The 19124-nt window shown below is 61.7% G+C and carries 20 protein-coding genes; 5 read left to right on the plus strand and 15 right to left on the minus strand.

Translation table 11 applies throughout. The features are described from left to right. Positions 1–3: 3 nt before the first annotated feature. Both AC1RTQ_RS02755 and AC1RTQ_RS02760 read left to right on the plus strand, forming a co-directional pair. Positions 4–387 carry a bleomycin resistance protein gene (locus AC1RTQ_RS02755; protein ID WP_492874127.1) on the plus strand — a complete coding sequence of 128 codons (384 nt, stop codon included), beginning with the start codon at positions 4–6 and terminating at the stop codon, positions 385–387. An 88-nt stretch (positions 388–475) separates the two neighbouring features. Next, positions 476–1570 carry a TFIIB-type zinc ribbon-containing protein gene (locus tag AC1RTQ_RS02760; RefSeq protein ID WP_492874128.1) on the plus strand — a complete coding sequence of 365 codons (1095 nt, stop codon included), beginning with the start codon at positions 476–478 and terminating at the stop codon, positions 1568–1570. A gap of 106 nt (positions 1571–1676) precedes the next feature. Here the strand turns inward: AC1RTQ_RS02760 and AC1RTQ_RS02765 are convergent, their stop codons facing one another. The 4 genes from AC1RTQ_RS02765 to AC1RTQ_RS02780 form a co-directional block, all read right to left on the minus strand. Next, positions 1677–2792, minus strand: a complete 1116-nt coding sequence (locus AC1RTQ_RS02765; protein WP_492874129.1) for a TIGR03364 family FAD-dependent oxidoreductase — start codon at positions 2790–2792, stop codon at positions 1677–1679. A 97-nt stretch (positions 2793–2889) separates the two neighbouring features. Then, a complete protein-coding gene (locus tag AC1RTQ_RS02770; RefSeq protein ID WP_492874130.1) occupies positions 2890–4650 on the minus strand; it encodes a putative 2-aminoethylphosphonate ABC transporter permease subunit in 1761 nt (586 codons plus the stop codon). A 2-nt stretch (positions 4651–4652) separates the two neighbouring features. Continuing rightward, positions 4653–5729 (minus strand): ABC transporter ATP-binding protein, encoded by a 1077-nt coding sequence (locus tag AC1RTQ_RS02775; protein ID WP_492874131.1) that lies wholly within the window; start codon positions 5727–5729, stop codon positions 4653–4655. A 192-nt stretch (positions 5730–5921) separates the two neighbouring features. Further along, entirely contained in the window at positions 5922–6971 is a 1050-nt protein-coding gene (locus tag AC1RTQ_RS02780) for a putative 2-aminoethylphosphonate ABC transporter substrate-binding protein (protein ID WP_492874132.1), read from the minus strand. Between the two features lie 346 nt (positions 6972–7317). Here AC1RTQ_RS02780 and AC1RTQ_RS02785 point away from each other — a divergent pair, with 346 nt between their 5' ends. Continuing rightward, complete coding sequence (locus tag AC1RTQ_RS02785) at positions 7318–8184, plus strand: LysR substrate-binding domain-containing protein (RefSeq protein WP_492874133.1); 867 nt, start codon at positions 7318–7320, stop codon at positions 8182–8184. Here the strand turns inward: AC1RTQ_RS02785 and rfbC are convergent. From rfbC to AC1RTQ_RS02810, 5 genes are all read right to left on the minus strand, one after another. Further along, a complete protein-coding gene (gene rfbC / locus AC1RTQ_RS02790) occupies positions 8181–8732 on the minus strand; it encodes a dTDP-4-dehydrorhamnose 3,5-epimerase (protein WP_492874134.1) in 552 nt (183 codons plus the stop codon). The two genes, AC1RTQ_RS02785 and rfbC, sit on opposite strands and share 4 nt — an antisense overlap. Further along, positions 8729–9619, minus strand: a complete 891-nt coding sequence (gene rfbA / locus AC1RTQ_RS02795; RefSeq protein ID WP_492874135.1) for a glucose-1-phosphate thymidylyltransferase RfbA — start codon at positions 9617–9619, stop codon at positions 8729–8731. Before rfbA ends, rfbC begins: the two co-directional genes overlap by 4 nt. 63 nt (positions 9620–9682) lie before the next feature. Further along, on the minus strand, positions 9683–10588 hold the full coding sequence (gene rfbD / locus AC1RTQ_RS02800; RefSeq protein ID WP_492874136.1) for a dTDP-4-dehydrorhamnose reductase: 906 nt from the start codon (positions 10586–10588) through the stop codon (positions 9683–9685). Next, positions 10585–11655: a dTDP-glucose 4,6-dehydratase gene (gene rfbB / locus AC1RTQ_RS02805; protein ID WP_492874137.1), complete on the minus strand. Its 1071-nt coding sequence runs from the start codon at positions 11653–11655 to the stop codon at positions 10585–10587. Before rfbB ends, rfbD begins: the two co-directional genes overlap by 4 nt. 44 nt (positions 11656–11699) lie before the next feature. Next, positions 11700–12473: a type III pantothenate kinase gene (locus AC1RTQ_RS02810; RefSeq protein ID WP_492874139.1), complete on the minus strand. Its 774-nt coding sequence runs from the start codon at positions 12471–12473 to the stop codon at positions 11700–11702. 170 nt (positions 12474–12643) lie between these two features. Between AC1RTQ_RS02810 and lysM the strand changes: the two genes are divergently transcribed. Both lysM and galE read left to right on the plus strand, forming a co-directional pair. Next, positions 12644–13114 carry a peptidoglycan-binding protein LysM gene (lysM, locus tag AC1RTQ_RS02815; RefSeq protein ID WP_492874140.1) on the plus strand — a complete coding sequence of 157 codons (471 nt, stop codon included), beginning with the start codon at positions 12644–12646 and terminating at the stop codon, positions 13112–13114. A 79-nt stretch (positions 13115–13193) separates the two neighbouring features. After that, the gene (gene galE, locus AC1RTQ_RS02820) at positions 13194–14216 is read left to right on the plus strand and encodes a UDP-glucose 4-epimerase GalE (protein WP_492874142.1); all 1023 of its coding nucleotides are present in this window, start codon (positions 13194–13196) and stop codon (positions 14214–14216) included. A 24-nt stretch (positions 14217–14240) separates the two neighbouring features. Here the strand turns inward: galE and AC1RTQ_RS02825 are convergent, their stop codons facing one another. The 6 genes from AC1RTQ_RS02825 to fabA form a co-directional block, all read right to left on the minus strand. Further along, positions 14241–14657 carry a rhodanese-like domain-containing protein gene (locus tag AC1RTQ_RS02825; protein ID WP_492874144.1) on the minus strand — a complete coding sequence of 139 codons (417 nt, stop codon included), beginning with the start codon at positions 14655–14657 and terminating at the stop codon, positions 14241–14243. A gap of 26 nt (positions 14658–14683) precedes the next feature. After that, positions 14684–15676: a M48 family metallopeptidase gene (locus AC1RTQ_RS02830; protein ID WP_492874146.1), complete on the minus strand. Its 993-nt coding sequence runs from the start codon at positions 15674–15676 to the stop codon at positions 14684–14686. 13 nt (positions 15677–15689) lie between these two features. Beyond that, positions 15690–16430 (minus strand): lysophospholipid acyltransferase family protein, encoded by a 741-nt coding sequence (locus AC1RTQ_RS02835; protein ID WP_304350136.1) that lies wholly within the window; start codon positions 16428–16430, stop codon positions 15690–15692. Between the two features lie 131 nt (positions 16431–16561). Further along, positions 16562–17149, minus strand: a complete 588-nt coding sequence (locus AC1RTQ_RS02840; protein WP_492874148.1) for a D-glycero-alpha-D-manno-heptose-1,7-bisphosphate 7-phosphatase — start codon at positions 17147–17149, stop codon at positions 16562–16564. A 79-nt stretch (positions 17150–17228) separates the two neighbouring features. Further along, positions 17229–18452: a beta-ketoacyl-ACP synthase I gene (fabB, locus tag AC1RTQ_RS02845; RefSeq protein WP_492874149.1), complete on the minus strand. Its 1224-nt coding sequence runs from the start codon at positions 18450–18452 to the stop codon at positions 17229–17231. Further along, entirely contained in the window at positions 18449–18973 is a 525-nt protein-coding gene (fabA, locus tag AC1RTQ_RS02850; protein ID WP_003073442.1) for a bifunctional 3-hydroxydecanoyl-ACP dehydratase/trans-2-decenoyl-ACP isomerase, read from the minus strand. Before fabA ends, fabB begins: the two co-directional genes overlap by 4 nt. Positions 18974–19124: the final 151 nt, after the last annotated feature.

Genomic DNA, 19124 nt, shown 5'->3' on the forward strand with positions numbered 1-19124 from the left:
GTCATGAGTGAACACAAACCGGTTTTCATCAGCACCACTCCGGTGCTGGCATCGCTGGACATGGCGCGCACCGTGGCTTTCTACGCCCGCGTGCTGGGCGCCAGAACCGTCCACGTCCAGCCCGCCGAGTACGCCATCGTCTCGCTGGGTGGACTGGAGCTGCACTTCTGGGCCTGCCAGGACCCGGAGATTCCCAGGCAGACCAGCTGCCGCATCCAGGTGGCGGGAATTGCCGCCCTGCATGCGCAGTGTCTGGCCGAGAATGCGGTTCACCCCAACGGCGGTCTGCGCCAGCAGCCCTGGGGCACCCAGGAATTCAGCCTTCTCGACGAGGATGGCAACTGCGTGACCTTCTACGAAACTCATCCAGCCGCTACTGCCGCCTGAACCCGTTTTTGCCGTGGCCACACCCGCTTCTTCCTCTCGCTCTTCCGGATCTGCATTCACCCCTATCTCCGAGACGGCGCCCCCCTCCATGGTGGGCAAGCATGTCTGCCCCGAATGTGGTGGCAATCTGGAGTGGAATGCCAAGGCCCAGTCGCTCAAATGCCCTTACTGCGGCACCGTCGTTCCCTGGAGCGAGCAGACACAGCCCGAGCTGGGACGCGCCGTGGTGGAGCAGGATCTGGCCGAGGCCTTGCGCAACCCGGCCAGCGGTCGCGGCTGGGGCTCGGACGAGCGCTACGAGGTGCAGTGCCAGAACTGCCGCGCCATCTCCGTATTTCTCGGCAAGCATGTGGCCCAGCGCTGCGACTTCTGCGGCTCGCCGGCCATCGTCGCCCATGAAGAGCGCAGCGACGCCATCACGCCGCAGAGCATTCTGCCGTTCAAGATCAGCGACGGCCAGATTCGCGACAAGATCCGCCAGTGGTATGGCAGCCGCTGGTTTGCGCCCAGCAAGCTCAAGAGCGCCGCGCTGACGGACACGCTGCACGGTGTCTATCTGCCCTACTGGACCTTTGACGCCCACGCCAGCGCACAGTGGTGGGCAGAGGCCGGCTATTACTACTACACCACCGAGTCCTATCGCGACGGCAACGGCAATCTGCAGACCCGCCAGGTCCAGCATGTGCGCTGGGAGCCGGCATCGGGCAGCTTGCAGCATTTCTTCGACGATGAGCTGGTGCCCGGCACGGTGGGCGTGCAAGCCCATCTGCTGCGCCAGGTGGAGCCTTTCCCGACCACCACCGACCTCAAGCCCTACAGCCCGGAGTTCGTGCGCGGCTGGACGGTGGAGCGCTACCAGGTGGACCTCTCCAAGGCAGCCAGGATCAATGAGGAAGATATGGACGGCCAGCTGCGCAGCATGTGCTCGCGTGAGGTGCCGGGCGACACGCAGCGCAATCTGCAGGTCCAGCGCCAGTACTCGGGCCGCAGCTTCAAGCACACGCTGGTGCCGGTCTGGCTGGTCGGCTACACCTATGGCAGCAAGACCTACCAGATCGTGGCCAATGGCTATACCGGCCAGATTGCGGGCGAGCGGCCTTACAGCTGGGTCAAGATCATGTTTGCCGTGCTGGCCGTAATCTTGCTGCTGGTGCTGATTGCGCCGCTGTTTGTGCAGCAGTGACGCTCATGCATTGATAGCTGCTAGCGCTGAATAGATCTCGATATTGATTTCATTCACCCGACATTCGAGAACTGACAAGCGCTAGCAGCTATTCAATCCGTAGCAACTACCAAGCTTTCCATACCTCTTCAGCCAGACCAAACGCCGTGCTCGCGCCCGAGCCGCTGGTCACCGCCACCACGCGTGTCGCGGCATCGGGCGCTTTGACCAAACAAGGGGCTTCGGCACTGGAGGGGTAGATGCCCGTCCAGCGCTCCACCACCTGGGCCTTGTCGATATGCAGCGCCTCGTGCATATGGCGCAGCATGAGCTGGTCGACGGCTTCGCTGGCAAAAGGCTGGGGTGCGCTGGCGTAGTGGTGCGAATCGCCCACCACGAGCGAGCCGTCGGCGCTTTGCACGGCAATCAGGTGGATGCCGTGCTTCAGGCTTTGCGTCTCCTCAAGCTCCAGCTGAGCGCGCAGTGCAGCGGCTTCGGGCAGCGCGCTATAGCCCTCGTAGCGCACCAGGCTCAGATCCCCCATGACTGATCCTTCAAGCTTGAAGCCTGCTTGCGGCTTGACGCGCAACATCTGCAACTGGCACAGCTGCACTTTGTGGTCAGTCCATTCACTGGCGAACAGCCCGCCCGGATCGGCGTTGTTGCAGACCACCACACGTTCGGCATGGTAAATACCTCGCGAGGTGGTGACGCGCGGCGTTGCCACTTCGGTCACGCTTTCGCTATAGGCGAAATCCACTCCAAGCGCCTGCTGCAGCCACAGGCCCAGTTGCGGGATGGCGGTGCGCGACTCCACGCGCAGCTCATGCGGGCTGTAGAGCACGGATTGCAGCCCTTGGGTGCGCAGCGCCGGATGGCGCGCCGCGGCCTGGGCTGGCGTCAGCAGCTCACAACCTGCGCCCATTTCGGTGTGCATGAATGCCTCAAGCACAGCAGCTGCAGCAGGACGGCGCGCCGTCAGCCACAGGCCGGAATGCAGGACATCGATACCGGCCTTGGGGGCAATATCGGCCCAGACATCGCGTGAGCGCATGGCGCGCCGCCAATGGGCACCGGCTCGCTGGCCGGTGATGGTGACAAAGCCGAAGTTGCGAATCGAGGCGCCCAGGCTGGCGCCGTCGCGCTCTATCACCAGCACAGAGCGGCCGTGCGCGGCAGCGGTATAGGCATGCGCCAGGCCGACAATGCCGGCGCCGACGACGATCAGATCGTAGTTTTTCATAGCGTTACAGGAAAAGCAGACAAGCCCAATCCCTGCCGCAGCGCCATGGCGATGCAGCGAGAGACATTCAGGAAATCAAGTGATGAGGACAAAGCCCTCAGCGCTGGCGCCAGTGCTGGGTACGCCGCTGCAGCCAGGCATCGAGCAGCGCAATCAGCAGGCGACCGGCGGCTGCGGTCGCAAAGATCAGCGTGGCCATGGCGGCGGCGGGAGCGGTATCGCCCGCGTCGTCCATGGCCAGCACGGCCACCGAGGCCAGTGTGGTTTCGGGCGAATACAAAAAGACCACTGCCGACACCGTGGTCATGGCATTCACGAAGAAGTAGCCCGCCACCTGCATCAACGCAGGCAGGCACACGGGCAGGTGCACGCGCCACAGCAGCGTCCAGAACGGCACGCCCATGGAGTCAGCCACGCGTTCGTATTCGGCGTCCAGCTGCTGCAAGGCAGTGAGCTGGGTGATGTGCGCCACCGAGAAGAAATGCGCCACCGAGCACAGCACCAGAATGCCCATGGAGCCGTACAGAAAGTGCAGTGGATTGCTGCCCGAATTGAAGAACAGGATATAGCCCAGACCCAGCGCCAGTCCCGGCACCGCCATGGGCAGCGTGGCCACCGCGTGCAGCCACTGGCGCGCACGACGCCAGCCCGTGGGCCTGGCCACCAGATAGGCGCTCAGAAAGCTCAGCAGCGCGCCGGTTGCCGCCGTGGCCACGGCCATGGTCAGCGAGTTGGCGTAACTGGCCCAGCCGCCGCCATCCATCAGGTCGAACTGGTAGTGCTTGAAGCTCAGGCTCAGGTTGTAGGGCCAGAAGCTGACCAGGGATGCCAGCACGGCCACTCCCATCACCGCCAGCAGCGCCAAAGCCATCAGGCTGCAATACACCAGCAGCGCACGGTCAAGCGGCGCACAGGGCTGCGGCACCAGAGGCACGGCCCGCACGCTCATGACAGCGGCCTGCCGGGCACGCAAATGGCGCTCGGCCGCCAAGGCCAGGCCCGCAGGCACCAGCAGCAGCATGGCCACCACGGCTCCCATGGACAGGTTTTGCTGACCAATCACCTGCTTGTAGATATCGGTGGCCAGCATCTGCGTGTTGCCGCCAATCACCTTGGGCACACCAAAGTCGGTGACCACCAGGACGAACACCACGATCCAGGCAATCATCAGTCCATAACGGCTGGCTGGCAGCGTGACTTGGCAGAAGCTGCGCCAGCGGCCTGCGCCCAGTGTGGCGGCGGCCTCATACAAGCGTGCATCGCCCGAGGCCAGCGTGGTGCACAGAATCATCAGCGCATGCGGAAACGTCCACAGCACCGAGCCAATGATGATGCCAAACGGGCCGTAGGCCGTGCCCCCCGCCAACCAGCTCTTGAGCAGACCCTGGGCGCCAAAAAGATAGATCAGGCTGATGGCCATGAGCAGCGACGGCGCCAGCAGAGGCACCAGGGCAATCGCGCGAAAGAGCCTGGCCAGCGGCATGCAGCTGCGCATCACGCCATAGGCATAGCCATAGGCCAGGGCCACACACAAAGTGCTGCTGATGGCCGACAGCCACAGGCTGTTGAACAGCGACTGGCCTACGCCCGGCGTTTGCGCGTAGGCGAGGTACTGGGCCAGGCCCGAGAAATTGCCATCGGCCGACACAAAGCTGCGGCCCAGCAGGGCTCCCACGGGCAGTGCAATGGCCACCAGCAGCGCGCACAGCAGGCCCAGCACCAGCGCGCCCAGCCACAGCTTTTCCCAATGGAAAAAGCGCGTTTGCCGTGGCGCCGCAGGGCCGGTGCCTTGCTGCTGGTGTGATGCTGCTGCGGGCGCGTAGCTCCCCACGGGCAGCGCAGAAGAAGAGGCATCCATGCTCATGCCGCCTTTCGCAGAATCTCGGGCGCTGCCAGCGACTGCAGCGCAGCAGCCGGCAACTCCACCAGCACCTCGCCCTGCAGCCAGTCGGGCAGGCGCGCGTCATGGCGCAGCGGCCATTGCACCTCGATCTGGCATTGCAGCGTGGGGCTGAACACACGCACCAACACCAGCGAGCCCAGGAACGAGGTCTCCACCACCCGCGCCCGGAACAGATTGGGCAGCGCTGCGGGCTGGGCCGGGTGCAGCACGACGCTTTCGGGCCTCACGCCCACCAGCAAGGCATCACCGGCCTCAAAGCCGGCAGTGCAGCATTCAAGCCGCCCCTCACCCACGCGCACCGCATCGCCCGACTCGGCCACGGCGGGCAGCAAATTCATGCGTCCCACAAAGCCGGCCGCAAAATGGCTGACGGGTCGGGCATAAAGCTGCTCGGGCGAGCCCTGCTGCTCGATACGGCCCTGGTGCATCAGCACCACGCGGTCGGCCATCGACAAAGCCTCCTCTTGGTCGTGCGTGACCATCACGCAGGCAATGCCCAGCTGGCGCTGCAACTGGCGGATTTCGCTGCGCAGCTCGGTGCGCACCTGGGCATCCAACGCGGACAGCGGCTCGTCCAGCAACAGCAGGCGCGGGCGCGGCGCCAGTGCACGGGCCAGCGCAATGCGCTGCTGCTGGCCACCCGACAATTGCGCCGGATAGCGCTGCGCCTGGGCGTCCAGGCCTACCAGAGCCAGCATCTCCTGCACCCGGGCCTGCACTTGCGCCGCAGGCTGGCCCTTGAGGCCGAAAGCCACATTCTGGGCCGCCGTCAGGTTAGGGAACAGTGCGTAGCTCTGGAACACCACGCCAAAGCCCCGGCGCGCGGCGGGCCAGCGCGTGATGTCGTCCCCCTGAAACAGAATGCGGCCCGCGTCGGCCTGCTCGATGCCGCACAGAATGCGCAGCAGCGTGGTCTTGCCGCAGCCCGAAGGGCCCAGCAGGCTGACGAACTCGCCGCTATCCACTGCCAGGTCAATGCCGCGCAGCACCGGCGTTTCCTTGTACTGCTTGGCAATATGGTCTATGCGCAGCATGTATCTCTTTCACCTGCAAAAACGGACGGCCTACTATTTCCACCAGAGCGCATACCGGTCGATACCGGCGCGCCCCAACCCAGAGACACCGCGCAAGGGCCGCCCCGCCGCGCTGGTGTCGTCCCCCTCCAGCGCGCAGCGCCAGAGAGGGGGAAGCGGCAGCGCCGCCCAGGCGAAGCGCCTCAGGGGGTGTTACTTCTTCTCCGCTTTGGCCTCGTAGCGGCGGTTCCATTCGGAAAGAATGCGATCGCGATTGGCCGCTGCCCAGTTGAAGTCGTTTCTGGCCAGGCGCTTTTCCAGGTCGGCCGGAATGAATTCGTGTTTTTCCTGGGCCTCGGGCAGAGCCAGTACGGCGAAGTTGGCCGCATAGAGCTTGTTGGCATCGGGCGTCACCGCCCAGTCGGCCAGGGCCTTGGCAGCCTCCTGCTTTTTGCTGGCCTTCAAGATGGCCGTGGCCTCCACATCCCAGCCCAGGCCTTCCCTGGGGAAGACGATGTCTATGGGCGCCCCGTCCTTCTTGGTCTTGTTGGCCCGGTACTCAAAGCTCAGGCCCACGGGAAACTCGCCCGCGCCGGCCTGGCGGCAGGGCTTGGAGCCACTGTGCGTGTAGACGCCGATGTTCTGGTGCAGCGCATCCATATAGGCCCAGCCCTTGTCCTCGCCCATCATCTGCAGCCAGGCGGCCACCATCAGATAACCGGTGCCGCTGGACGCGGGGTGGGGCATGGTGATCGCGCCCTTGAATTCGGGCCTGGTCAGGTCGGCCCAGCTGGCAGGCGTGGGCAGCTTGCGTTTTTCGCCTTCCACGGTGTTGAAGCAGACGGCGGACGACCACAGATCCATGCCCACCCAGGTCGGCGTGGCTGCCGCATCGCGCATGCTGGAGCGCACCTTGGCCACGTTCCTGGGCGCATAGGGCTGCAGCATGCCTTGCTTGTCCAGCAGCATCAGCGAGGTGGCGGCCACGCCCCAGATCACATCGGCCTGGGGATTGGCTTTTTCGGCCAGCAGGCGCGCAGTGATGATGCCCGTGCTCTCGCGCACAAACTTCAGCTCGATGTCGGGATGGGCTTTTTCAAAAGCCGCCTTGTAGGCCTTGATCTGGTCGGCCTCCAGGGCCGAATACACGAGCAGATCGGTCCTGGCGTGGGCCGCGGAAGTGAGGCCCAGCAAGGCCGTGGCAACTGCGGCAAAGGCGATCAAGGTGAAGCGGCGAGTGGCGGGTGCAAAAGCGTGGCGCATGGATAACAGTCCCTTGAATTGATCGTTGCCGCCCGACCAACGCGATCATTTGCGGCATGAGGGAACTGTAGAAACTCACTGTGAAACGCTGGTGTCATAGAACTGAAATCTGCCACGGATGTCATCAGCAAACTTTGTAGTCATCGCGCCGCGCCAGTGTTGGCCGTCGAGATGCTATTAAATCAGAAGCACATTGCGCTTTACCCGCATCATATTTATATATAAAACCATCTAAAAACTTTCTTATATATGCGCAAGAAGCTATTGAAATCAAAGCAACGCTTGCACATTGCCGTTCGCAGCGTTCATGGTGAAATCCGGGCACCGCTTTCTTGAAGACCTTGTCATGTTTGCCACACAGCTCAAATCCTTCTTCTGGGTCGCCCGCCTCGGCAGCATCACGCAGGCAGCGCGCCAGCTGGGGCTGAGCCAGCCCACGGTCACGGCGCAGATCAAGGCCTTGGAGGAGCTGTATGAGGTCGAGCTGTTCACGCGCCAGAGCGGAAGGCTGGCCATCACCGATGCGGGCCTGAAGCTGCTGCCGGAAATAGAGAAGCTGCTGCTGCAGTCGGCCCAGATCGAATCGGCGCTGCGCCAGTCAGGCCATGTCAACCAGGGTCAGCTGCGCATAGGCGCAACAGCGCCCTACTATGTGCTGGACATCGTCAAGCGCTATCAGCAGCAATATGCGCTGGTGGAGGTGAGCATCGTCAATGGCAATTCGCGCCAGATGATTCAGGCGCTGGCCGAGTACCAGGTGGATCTGGCGACCTCTTCGCACCTGGACACCGACCCGCGCCTGCTGCGCCTGGAGCTGGGGCGCGACCCACTGGCCCTGGTCGTGCACCGGCAACACGCGCTAGCCGGGCAGAAGTCCGTAGCCATCAAGGATCTGGCAAAGAACACGCTGATCCTGCGCGAGCGCGGCTCCATGACCCGGCAGATGACCGAGCAGATGCTGGAAGCCGCCCAGGTCAGCCCGCACCGGATTCTGGAAATTGCCAGCCGCGAATCCATACGCGAAGCCGTGATACGCCAGATGGGCATCAGCATTTTTGCGCGGCACGAAGCATCGGCCCATCCGGACCTGGTCGTTCTGGATCTGGAAGGCGAGGTCCCCTGTCTTCCCGAATACCTGTACTGCCTGCGAGAGCGGCGCGATGCGCAGCTGATTCAGCCATTTCTGCAGATGGCCGAATCAAGAAAGAACTAATCGAACAGTTCGGCCTGCTTGAATGCAGGCTGATGCCTATCCTTTTCGGACAGGGAAAAAGCGGTATCGAGCTGTGGCCACGCAATAGCGATGTCGGGGTCGTTCCAGAGCAGGCCCCGATCCGACTCCGGCGCGTAGTAGGCCGTGGTCTTGTACACAAAGTCCGCCGTGTCACTGAGCACCACAAAGCCATGCGCAAAGCCCGGCGGAATCCAGAGCTGGTGGTGATTCTCGGCACTCAGCTCCGCCCCCACCCATTGGCCAAAAGTGGGCGAGCTGCGGCGAATATCCACGGCCACATCAAACACCGCGCCGGAGATCACACGCACCAGCTTGCCCTGGGCATGGGGCGGCAGCTGATAATGCAGCCCACGCAGCACGCCCTTGCTGCTGCGGCTGTGGTTGTCCTGAATGAACGCGTAGTTAGTGCCCGTCGCCTGGTTGAAGAGGTCCTGGCGAAAGCTTTCCAGAAAAAAGCCGCGCGCATCCCCAAACACCTTGGGCTCGATCAGAAAGACATCGGGAATCGCCAAAGACGTGAACTTCATAAGCGCACCTTTTCCTTGAGCACCTGCAGCAGATATTGTCCGTAGCCATTCTTGACCAGCGCCTGGCCCAGCTTCTCCAACTGAGCGGCATCAATCCATTTCTGGCGATAGGCGATTTCTTCCGGGCAGGCCACTTTCAGGCCTTGGCGCTGCTGCAAGGTGGCGATGAACTGCCCGGCTTCGAGCAGGCTGTCATGGGTACCGGTGTCCAGCCAGGCATAGCCTCGACCCATCAGCTCGACATTGAGCTTGCCTTGCTGCAGATACATGCCGTTGAGATCCGTGATCTCCAGCTCACCCCGCGCCGAAGGCTTGACCTGCTTGGCCAGCTCCACCACCTGCTCGTCGTAAAAATACAGGCCGGTGACCGCATAGTTGCTCTTGGGCTGCTTGGGCTTTTCTTCGAGCGACAGCACCTTGCCGTCGACATCGAACTCGGCCACGCCATAGCGCTCGGGGTCTTGCACATGGTAGGCAAACACCGAGGCGCCGCTCTGCCTCGCATCCGCCTTTTTGAGCAGCGGCTGGAAGTCGTGGCCGTAGAAGATGTTGTCCCCCAGCACCAGGGCGCTGGGAGCGCCGTTGAGGAATTTTTCGCCAATCAGGAAGGCCTGGGCCAGGCCATCCGGGCTGGGCTGCACCTCATATTGAAGGTTCAGGCCCCACTGACTGCCGTCGCCCAGCAGTTGCTCGAAGCGCGGCGTATCCTGCGGGGTGCTGATGATCAGAATATCCCGGATGCCCGCCAGCATCAGCGTGCTCAGCGGGTAGTAGATCATGGGCTTGTCGTAGATCGGCAGCAACTGTTTGCTGATGGCCAGGGTGGCAGGGTGCAGACGGGTGCCGGAGCCGCCAGCCAAAATGATGCCTTTGCGCTGTGTCGTCATGATGAATCAATGGATGGCTTCAAGCGCTTTACGGATAAGCACTTGAAGCGAGTTATTTAAAAATTACAGAATCTCGCGCAGCATGCGCTCCACGCCTTGCTGCCATGCGGGCAGATGCAGTTGCATGGCCGCTTGCAGCTTTTGCGTATCCAGACGCGAGTTCAAGGGCCGTACAGCCGGTGTCGGGAAGGCCGTGGTCGGCACGGCGGCAATGCTTTTCGCCTTCCAGTCCAGATCCGGGCGCAGGCTTTTCGCGCGCTCGATCACATGGCTGGCATAGGCGTGCCAGTTGGTTTCCCCTGCCGCGACCAGATGGTAGAGACCGCCATCGCCTTCATGAGCGCCCATATGGCGCACGGCATGGGCCGTGACATCGGCGATCAGATCGGCTCCAGTCGGCGCGCCCCATTGGTCGTTGATCACGCTGAGCGCTTCACGCTCCTGCGCCAGGCGCAGCATGGTCTTGGCAAAGTTGCCGCCACGCGCCGCATAGACCCAGCTGGTGCGAAAAATCAGATGGCGGCAATGCGTGGCCGCAATCCGCTGCTCACCCTCCAGCTTGGTGCGGCCATAGACCGATAGCGGCCCCGTCGCATCCCCCTCTTTGCGCGCCGCACTGCCAGAGCCGTCGAAGACATAGTCGGTGCTGTAGTGCACCAGCAAGGCGCCCAGGTTTTTGGCTTCCAGCGCCATGACTTCGGGCGCTTCGGCGTTCAGGCGCCAAGCCAGGTCCGGCTCGCTCTCTGCCTTGTCCACTGCCGTATGCGCTGCGGCATTGACGATCACATCCGGGCGTACGCTGCGAATGGTCTGCGCCAGTGTCTGCAGATCAGCGATATCGCCGCACAGGCCATTTCCATCCACATTCACGCTCTGGCGATCCAGCGCAATCACCTCGCCCAAAGGGGCGAGACTGCGCTGCAGCTCCCAGCCGACCTGACCGTTCTTGCCCAGCAGCAGCAGCTTCATGCCGAAGCCTCGCCGGTGTACTGCTTTTGCACCCAGTCACGGTATGCGCCCGACTGCACATGGGCCACCCACTCGGGGTTGGCCAGATACCACTGCACGGTCTTGCGAATGCCGGTTTCGAACGTCTCGGCAGGCTTCCAGCCCAGCTCGCGTTCCAGCTTGCGTGCATCGATCGCATAGCGGCGATCATGGCCGGGACGGTCGGTCACATAGGTGATCTGCTCGGCATAGGTCTTGCCGTCGGCGCGCGGGCGCAACTCGTCGAGCAAGCTGCACACGGTCTTGACGATATCGATATTGGCCTTCTCGTTCCAGCCGCCCACGTTATAGGTCTCGCCCAACTGGCCGGCCTCGAGAACGCGGCGAATGGCGCTGCAATGGTCGCGCACATACAGCCAGTCACGCACCTGCATGCCGTCACCGTAGATGGGCAGCGGCTTGCCTGCCAGCGCATTGACAATGACCAGCGGGATGAGCTTTTCCGGGAAATGCAGCGGGCCGTAGTTGTTGCTGCAATTGGTCGTCAGCACCGGCAGGCCGTAGGTGTGATGCCAGGCTCGCACCAGATGGTCCGAAGCTGCCTTGCTGGCCGAGTACGGGCTGTTGGGCTCGTAATTGTGCTCTTCGGTAAACGCGGGGTCCGTAGGCGCCAACGTGCCATAGACCTCGTCGGTGGAGACATGCAAAAAGCGAAAACCGGACTTGGCCTCGCCCTCCAGGCCATTCCAATAGCCACGCACTGCCTCCAGCAGGCGGAAAGTACCCACCACATTGGTCTGGATGAAATCCTCGGGGCCATGAATGGAGCGATCCACATGCGACTCTGCCGCAAAGTTCACCACCGCGCGAGGCTGGTGCTGCGCCAGCAATTGCGCCAGTTGTGCACTGTCGCCGATATCGGCCTGCACAAACACATGGCGGGCATCGCCCTTCAAGCTGGCCAGATTCTCCAGATTGCCCGCATAGGTCAGCTTGTCGATATTGACCACAGGCTCGTTAACATGTGCCAGCCAGTCGAGAACAAAGTTGGCGCCGATAAAACCTGCACCGCCGGTTACAAAAATCATGGAAACAGCCTCAAACCAAAAATCGAATCATTTCAAAAAAGCACTCAGCCCCAGCGCTTTTCAGCCATCACCAGCAAGCCATCAAAAATCAGGTTGTTGATCAGCTCAAAAGGTCGGGTCATGCTGGGAGACATTTTCCAGCCGGCGCCACCCGCCATGATGCACATCGGCTCTGCGCCGCAGTGTTCGGCCAGATGCTGGTACATGCGCTCCACGGCACCTGCAATCGCATAAGTGCCGCCGCTGGTCAGTGCATCGCTGGTGTTCTTGGGAAAGCACCTGACTTCACCGGTCGGCACATGTAGGCCCGCAGTACCGCCTTCCAGGGCCCTGAGCATGATGCCATGCCCGGGAATGATCAGGCCGCCAAGAAAATGGCCTTGCGCGTCCATGGCATCGACCGTCACTGCGGTGCCCACCATAACCGTGATCAAAGGCCGGGCCTCCCCCAATTGCAACATGTGGTGACGTGCACCAATCATGGCCACCCAGCGGTCTGCTCCCAGCCTGGAGGGATGGTCGTAGCCATTGGTCACGCCGGCTTCTGCAACGGAAGGAACGACCCACTGAGGCTCGAGATTCCAGCCCAGCATGAGCTCGATCTGCTCGTGCACCCTACGCCTTGCCGTCTCGCCGGCAACCACGCAGCCCAGCATGCGCTCGGGAGCTGGCAGCCCCGCCCAAGCACCATCTGCCAGGCGCTCTATATGCTCCAGGAACTCCGCTCCATGGGCCAGCAAGGCAGCACCCGGGCGATGATCTTCATACATGGCCCACTTCAAACGGGTGTTGCCAATGTCTATGGCCAAAAATGTCATGCGGCGCATTATCAGCACTTTTCTCTTCATCAGACAGCCGTTTGTCACATTCATTACAAGCGGGCAGGAAATTGTCAAAGAAAGCGCTCAGTCCATATCCTGCAAGGATTCATTTCGATTTCCCGTTAAAGTGAACCGCCTTCTTCCACTAATTTTGAGGAGTCGAAACCATGGGTCTGTTCAGTTTCATCAAGGAAGCCGGAGAAAAACTGTTTGGCGGCAGCGACGCACATGCGGCCTCACCAACCGAAGACTTGAATGCCCAGGCGGCTCAAGCGATCGCCAGCTATATCAATACCCAGAATCTTGGCGTATCCGACCTGCAGGTTCAGTTCGATGGCTCTCAAGGCAAGGTGACGGTCAACGGGACCGCCCCCACTCAGGCCATCAAGGAAAAAGTGACGCTGTGCTGCGGCAATGTGGCCAATGTCCAATCCGTGGACAACCTGATGACGGTCACCAACCCCGAGCCAGAAGCCCAGTACCACGATGTGGTGCGCGGCGACACTCTGTCGGCCATCTCCAAGAAGTACTATGGCGACGCCAACAAGTACAACGTGATTTTTGAAGCCAACAAGCCCATGCTCAGCAACCCGGACAGGATCTATCCCGGCCAGAAGCTGCGCATTCCGGCGCTCTAAATCTGGCTCTGTAAATACAGCCGCCAAAAGCGCTCGCCTGAGCGCTTTTTTCATTTGACTCGAAGTTAGACTGCAGCTTATGAAAACTCTGCTCACAGGCGGCGCCGGCTATATCGGCAGCCATACCGCCATTGAACTGCTAGGCAAAGGCCATGAAGTCGTGATTTTCGACAACTTCAGCAACAGCCATCCTGAAGCTGTGCGCCGTGTGGAGAAGATCACAGGACGCACCATCCCCGTGATCAATGGCGATGTACGCGATCAAGCTGCACTCGAGCAGGCATTGCGGGAGCATGGCATTGACAGTGTCGTGCACTTTGCCGGCAAAAAAGCAGTGGGCGAGTCCGTTGCTCAACCTGTGGACTATTACGACAACAACGTCAATGGCACCCTGGTGCTGCTGCGCGCCATGAAAAAGCACAATGTGCGCAATCTGGTGTTCAGCTCTTCGGCAACAGTCTATGGCTCGCCACAATATTTGCCTCTCAATGAAGTGCACCCCACTTCGGCCACCAACCCCTATGGCCGCAGCAAACTGATGGTGGAAGAGATTCTGTCGGACCTCTACCACTCCGACTCCCAATGGTCGCTGGCCGTGCTGCGCTACTTCAATCCCATTGGAGCCCATGCCAGCGGCCTGATTGGTGAAGACCCTTCGGACATTCCCAACAACCTGCTGCCTTTTGTGGCACAGGTCGCCGTGGGCCGTCGTGAAAAGCTGCAGATCTTTGGCGGCGACTACGACACCGTGGACGGCACCGGCGTGCGTGACTACATCCATGTCGTCGACCTGGCCCGAGGTCATGTCAAGGCACTTGAAAAACTGGCCGGCCTGACCAAGCCCGAACTGTTGACCATCAACCTGGGCACAGGCAATGGCTACAGCGTGCTCGAAGTGCTGCATGCCTTCGAAAAAGCCTGCGGCAAGACCCTTCCCTATACGATTACAGACCGCCGCCCCGGGGATGTGGCCAGTTGCTACGCCAACCCCGACCACGCCCTGAAAACCCTTGGCTGGCAAGCCGAGCATGATCTGGACACCATGTGCGCCGACACTTGGCGCTGGCAAAGCTGGAATCCCAACGGCTATCGTTCAGCCTAGAAGCTGCAGGCCAAGCCCTGCGCTTTACTGATGCCAGGGCAGGCCGCGCTTGCGCCAGCCTCCCAACTGGCCTCGTTGGCCGTTGGCGTCAACGTCGCCCTCAAAACCTTCAAGAATGTTGTAGGCCTCGATTCCCAGGCCCGCAGCACGCTGGGCCGCCGCAACAGAACGCACACCGCTGCGGCATAGCAGCACCACTTTCTTGCCTTCGGGCACCGCTGCTCGCAGCTCGGCGTCAAAGTTCTGGTTGGCAGCCATGCCGGGCCACTGCTTCCAGGCCACGGCAACAGCGCCTGGCACCTTGCCCACCCACTCGCGCTCGGCATCGGTGCGCACATCGACCAGAACCGCTTCACCGGCCTGCAACCATTGCCAGGCCAACTCCGCCGGCACATCGCCGGCATAGCCGGCAGCAGGTTGGATTGGGGTCGTATTGCTCATTTCATTCCTCGTCTCGGTCATTGCCGCTATTCCCAAACCGGCAGAGGCCTGTCTCTCAAGGCTCTGCGCAAGTGCTTCCAGTCAGGCAGCACATGAGCCACCACAGCCCAGAACTGCGGGCTGTGATCCATATGATGCAGATGGGCGAGCTCATGCACCACCACATAGTCGATGATTTGCGGGCCGTGCTGCATCAACCGCCAGTTCAGACGAATGACCCCGCTGCTGTTGGCGCTGCCCCAGCGCGTGCTGGCACTTGTCAGGCGCAGCGCATTCCAGCGCACGCCCATGAGTGCGGCAAAGTGCAGCATGCGGGCCGTGAAATAGCTACGTGCCTCGCGCAGTATCCAGGCCTGAACGGCAGCGCGCACCTGGGCTGCCGGTGCCTGCGGCGGCAGGGGAAGATGCAGGCTTTGCGACCCATCGCTCCCCTGCTCTCGATGCGTCTGGCGAGTAGCCAATGCAGGTGATACCCCTCCTGTCAGCCGCAAGGTCATGGGCTGCCCCAGATAGTCCAGCACGCCTCCGTCCTGCCAGAGAATGCGCGCTTCCTGCTTGATCTGCTGTCGCTGTCCGGCTTCCTGCAGCTTGCGCACAATCCAGCCGGCCTTGGTCTGCAGCGCTGACTCGATCTCGGGCATGGCCACCCATTGCGGAGCGGTGACTTCAAGCCCTTGCTGCCCTACGCTGAAGCCGATGCTGCGGCGCGCCGAACGGCGCAGCAGATAAGCCACCTCACACCCTTGCAAGCGGGCGCTGTGGCTGGCTTCCGGATGCACCAGAAGTACGGGCTCTGCAGGCAGCTCGTCCTCTTCAGAATCAATAGTACCCACCGAGATAATGACGGGCGCTACAGGCTGACTATTCTCAAATTCCAGCTCGGATTGATCCAAACGCCGTTCAATGGCTTCAGGGCCGCTGCGCCGGCGCTTGCGCGGCACCAACCCACCCTGCCCATCCCCCACCACAGGCGGCACCAGCCATTGCCAAGCTTGCTGCAAGCTATCGCCTGTGGACATGGGCAGTTTTGCCTTATTTGCGGTAGGCCTCAGGGTCCAGGCGCTGCATTTCGGACTCGATCCAGGCCTCGACCTCGACCATCAGCTCGTCATGCTTGCGGCCCACCGAAGAAATGGGCTTGCCTATGGAAACATCCACCACGCCGGGCTTTTTGATGAAGGCCTTGCGCGGCCAGCACTTGCCCGAGGTAACAGCGATGGGTACCACGGGCGCACCCGTCATGATGGCCAGACGGGTGGCACCGCTCTTGTACTCGCCCACTTCTCCGCGATTCACACGTGTACCCTCGGGAAACATGATGACCCAGATGCCTTGATCGAGCAGGCGCTTGCCTTGCTCCACCACCTTGTGAAAGGCGCGCGAGCGCTGGGCTCGGTCGATGTGAATCATGTCCAGTGCACCGATGGACCAACCGAAAAATGGCACCTTCAGCAGCTCCTTCTTGAACACATAGGCCAACGGGCGCGGCATGATGGCAGGCATGAGAAAGGTCTCGTAGGTGGACTGGTGCTTGACCAGCAGCACCACCCCCTGATTCGGGTCCACAGGCAGGTTCTCCATGCCCTGCACCTGATACCGGACCCCCATGATCACGCGGGCGCTGTCCACCGAGAGCTTCAGCCAGGCGCGGGCAGCGCGGTATGCCTTGGCCGACGAACCGCTGGTCCACTTGGCCAGCAGCACCGCGAAAGTGTAGGGAATGACGGTAATAGCCATCCACAACATGTGGAGGACGGAGCGAATCAGGGACATGACAGCAATCGAATGACGTGAGCACAGACCTGAAGCCTGGCCCGTTGATTTGGCACGGTTATCAACAAGAAACATAGCAGCTTGCGCTGCTCTTTCAAGCAGTTGAGTCTATTTTGACCTGAAACCCGAGCTCAATGCGGGGCAGGCGCCGAATCCGGGGGGTGAGCATCCTCGCCCCCTCCCAGCGGCAACAACATATTCACCACGGCCTCCAGATCTGGATAGCGCTCGCTGCCTTCAGGCAGGACGGCATCGCTGCTGCACTCGGGCCTGGCGGTGGACTCCACGAACACCAGATGAGCGCCCAGAGCCTTGCCCGCCTGCAAATGCTCGACACCGCTGCCAATGGCCCAGATTTCACGGCCTTCCGCCCCGTAGCGATCGGCAATCTGCTCGAACAGCGCTACGCCTGGTTTACGGCACTGGCAGTCTTCATCAGGAGCGTGCGGACAAAAAAACACTGCCTCCACCCGCGCGCCGACGGCTGCCATCTCCCGGTGCATCTTGGCGTGCACGGCGTTGAGCTCGATCACATCGAACAGCCCGCGGCCCAGCCCAGGTTGATTGGTGGCGACCACCACATGCCAGCCGGCACGGTTCAGGCGCGAAACTGCCTCCAACGCGCTGGGGACTGCTACCCATTCATCGGGCCGGCCAATGAAGCCTTGAGCTCCCCACTGGTTCAGGGTGCCATCACGGTCAAGAATTGCGATCTTCATGGGGGAGACGGTAGTCGACGACAGAAAAAAGCCCGCTTACCTCAAGGCCAAGCGGGCTCGCGATCCAGGACTCCAGCGCTTACTGCCCTTCCCAGCGCTTGAGCACCAGGGAGGCATTGGTGCCGCCAAAACCAAAGCTGTTGGACAGCACGGTCTTGAGTTCGGCATCGCGGGTCTGGGTGACCAGAGGCATATCGCCCAGCAGCGGATCGGGTGTGTCCACGTTCACGGAACCTGCGATAAAGCCCTTGTTCAGCATGATCAGGCAGTAAATCGCTTCCTGCACACCGGTTGCGCCCAGCGAGTGGCCGGTCAGCGACTTGGTGGACGAGAACGGAGGCACCTGGTCACCGAACAGCTCGCGCATGGCACGAACTTCCTGCATGTCGCCCACGGGGGTCGATGTGCCGTGGGTGTTGATGTAGTCGATGGGCGCATCCGCGGTTTCCATGGCCTGCTTCATGCAGGCGATGGCGCCGTCGCCCGAAGGGGCGACCATGTCCTCACCGTCGCTGGTGGCGCCAAAGCCCACCACTTCGGCCAGGATGTTGGCGCCGCGCGCCAGCGCATGATCCAGGCTTTCCAGCACCACGGCACCACCACCACCGGCGATCACAAAGCCGTCGCGGTTGGCGTCGTAGGCACGCGAGGCCTTCTCTGGCGTCTCGTTGTTCTTGCTGGACATGGCACCCATGCCGTCGAACAGCAGCGACATGCCCCAGGACAGCTCTTCACCGCCGCCGGCAAACATCACATCCTGCATGCCCCAGGCGATCTGCTGAGCCGCAGCACCGATACAGTGGGCCGAGGTGGAGCATGCCGAGGTGATGGAGTAGTTGATGCCCTTGACCTTGAAGTTGGTTGCCAGGCAGGCCGACACCGTGGAGCTCATGCAGCGTGTGACCTGGTAAGGGCCCACGCGGCGGATGCCTTTTTCACGCAGCGTATCGGCTGCCTCGATCTGATTGGCCGGCGAGCCGCCGCCCGAGCCCATGATCAGACCGGTGCGCGGGTTGCTCACCTGCTCGGGCGTGAGACCGGCTTGCTTGATCGCGTCTTCAAGGGCGATCTGCGAATAAGCCGCAGCATCACCCATGAAACGCAACTGCTTGCGGTCGATGCGCGCCTCGATATCGATCTCGGGAATACCTGCCACCTGCGAGCGCATGCCCAGCTCCGTGAACTGGGGCATGGCCTTGATACCGCTTTTGCCCTCGCGCAGCGAGGCCTCCACCGTTGCCAGGTCATTGCCGATGCACGAGACAATGCCCGCGCCGGTGATCACTACCCGCTTCTTGCTCATGCTGCCGTTCCCTTGGCATCACCTTCACGCAGGAACAGACCCACGCGCAGGTCATTGGCCACGTAAATTTCCTTACCGTCGGCCAGCAGGCGTGCATCGCCGATGGCCATGTTCAGCTTGCGCTTGATTACTCGCTTGATATCAATTTCATATGTCACGAGTTTGACATCGGGACCTACTTCACCTGTGAACTTGACTTCACCTGCACCCAGGGCGCGACCGCGACCGGGCAAACGCAGCCAGGTCAGGTAAAAGCCGATCAGCTGCCACATGGCGTCCAGGCCCAGGCAGCCGGGCATGACGGGGTCTCCACGGAAGTGGCAATCAAAGAACCACAGGTCGGGCTTGACGTCCAGTTCCGCAACAATCTTGCCCAGACCGTGGGCACCGCCGTCCTCGGAGATATGTGTGATGCGATCGAACATCAACATGGGAGGCAGGGGCAGACGTCCGCTATCGGCACCAAACAGCTTGCCTTCGCCGGACGCGATCAGTTGTTCGTAGGAAAAAGATTCAGCCATTCTCTCAATTGCTCCGCGGCAGCCTGTGCAAGCTACCTGTTACTGTGTATTTTGGGTGACGGGACCCGCGCCCACTGCGCGCGCCCACTGCGGGCGGTACAACCGGGGATTATCAAGGCTCGCAGACCTACCCGGGACACAATACCCGTTT

It is taken from the genome of Comamonas sp. GW821-FHT11H03 (assembly GCF_058807955.1).